The sequence below is a fragment of the Rhodococcus sp. 05-2255-1e genome (assembly GCF_002259025.1).
In the GTDB taxonomy this organism is placed as follows: domain Bacteria; phylum Actinomycetota; class Actinomycetes; order Mycobacteriales; family Mycobacteriaceae; genus Rhodococcoides; species Rhodococcoides fascians.
Genome location: NZ_NOZE01000022.1, coordinates 1 through 1,673, shown reverse-complemented (window position 1 = coordinate 1,673; position 1,673 = coordinate 1). Strand labels below are relative to the sequence as shown.

Genomic DNA, 1,673 nt, shown 5'->3' with positions numbered 1-1,673 from the left:
AATGCCCGCTACGGTGGGGGCTTCCATGAGTGCACGGACGCTGATTTCACAGTCGAAGGTTTCCTGCACGGCGGCTACGACACGCATCGCAGAGAGCGAGTTGCCGCCCAGGTCGAAGAAGGAGTCGTCCACGCTGACTCGCGGCAGGTCGAGAACCTTCGTGAAAATGCCGGAGATAATTTCTTCAACCGGAGATGACGGCGCTCTGTGAACGCCGCTGGCGAATTGCGGCTCGGGCAACGCCCATTTGTCCAGCTTGCCGTTGACAGTTAACGGCAACTCGTCGATGACCATCACCACGGCCGGAACCATGTACGCAGGCAATCGCGCGGCAACTCGTTCGCGCAGCGCCCCACCATCGATTCCCGCAGACACCTCGGTAGGTACGACGTAGCCAATCAACTGCTTGCCGGTATCGGTATCACGGGCCACCACTGCCGCACGCTCCACTCCGGTCAAGGCAGCGAGTGTTGCTTCCACTTCACCGATTTCGATGCGGTAACCACGAATCTTCACCTGATCGTCAGAGCGACCCACATACTCCAGCTCGCCGTCGTGATTCCAACGAACCAGATCGCCGGTGCGATACATCCGCGAACCCAAAGGGCCGAGCGGACACGCGACGAATCGCGATGCCGTCAAGCCCGGCCGTCGCACATAACCGCGTGCCACACCCCGCCCCGCGACATACAACTCACCAACCACACCGATCGGAACCCGCCGCAAACCGGAATCCAACACAAACAACGCATCACCCGGCACCGGCGTACCGATAGGAGCTCCATGACCAGGCTTCATGGGCGCACTCATAGAGGCGTAGAACGTCTCTGTCTCCCCGTAGCCATTGATCATTTCTCGGCCTGAAGCCCACCGATCGACAAGTTCGGGCGAGCATGCCTCACCCCCCACAAAAATGGTCCTTACTTGATCTATTCCCTCGGGCGAGAGCATCTCGAGTGCGGACGGGGTCTGGTTGACGGTGGTGACCTGCTCGTCTACCAGGATTCGGTGAAAGTCCGTTGCGGAGCGGGCGGCATGCTCAGGGATGATCACCAAGCGGCCGCCGTGCAGCAGAGCGCCCCACATCTCCCACACCGACACATCGAACGAGTACGAATGGAACATCGACCACACCTGATCTGGGGAATGTTTGAAAGCATGTTCCGAAGCTGCGTAGGTCTGGGTGACGTTCGTTTGTGTGATGCCGACGCCTTTGGGTGTGCCTGTCGTTCCTGAGGTGTAGATGATGTACGCGAGGAGGTCAGCATTCGGCACCGGCAACGTCGTCGTCGGCTGTTCAGCGACCTTGGGATCCTCGACATCTATCAGTGGGACCCCGGACTTACTGACGCGACCAGCGAGGCTCACCGTGGTCAAAATCGCGGCCGGCGCAGCGTCTTGTAGAACGAATGCCAGGCGCTCGTCAGGGGTGTTGATGTCGATCGGCAAGTAAGCAGAACCCAGCTTCAGCACCGAAAGTATGGCTATCACAGTGTGTTCCGAACGTGGCAGCAACAGTGCAACAACGTCCTCTACTCCCACCCCACGCCCAGCCAACAAATGAGCCAACTGCGTCGATGTGTCGGTGTGGGAGATGTGGGGCGCTCTGCTGCACGGCGGCCGCTTGGTGATCATCCCTGAGCATGCCGCCCGCTCCGCAACGGACTTTCACC

The 1,673-nt window shown here is 59.8% G+C and carries 1 pseudogene; it reads right to left on the bottom strand.

The window, feature by feature from the left end:
- A pseudogene (locus CH262_RS14665) lies at positions 1 to 1,578 on the bottom strand (non-ribosomal peptide synthetase); the annotation flags it as partial.
- Between the last annotated feature and the right edge of the window lie 95 nt (positions 1,579 to 1,673).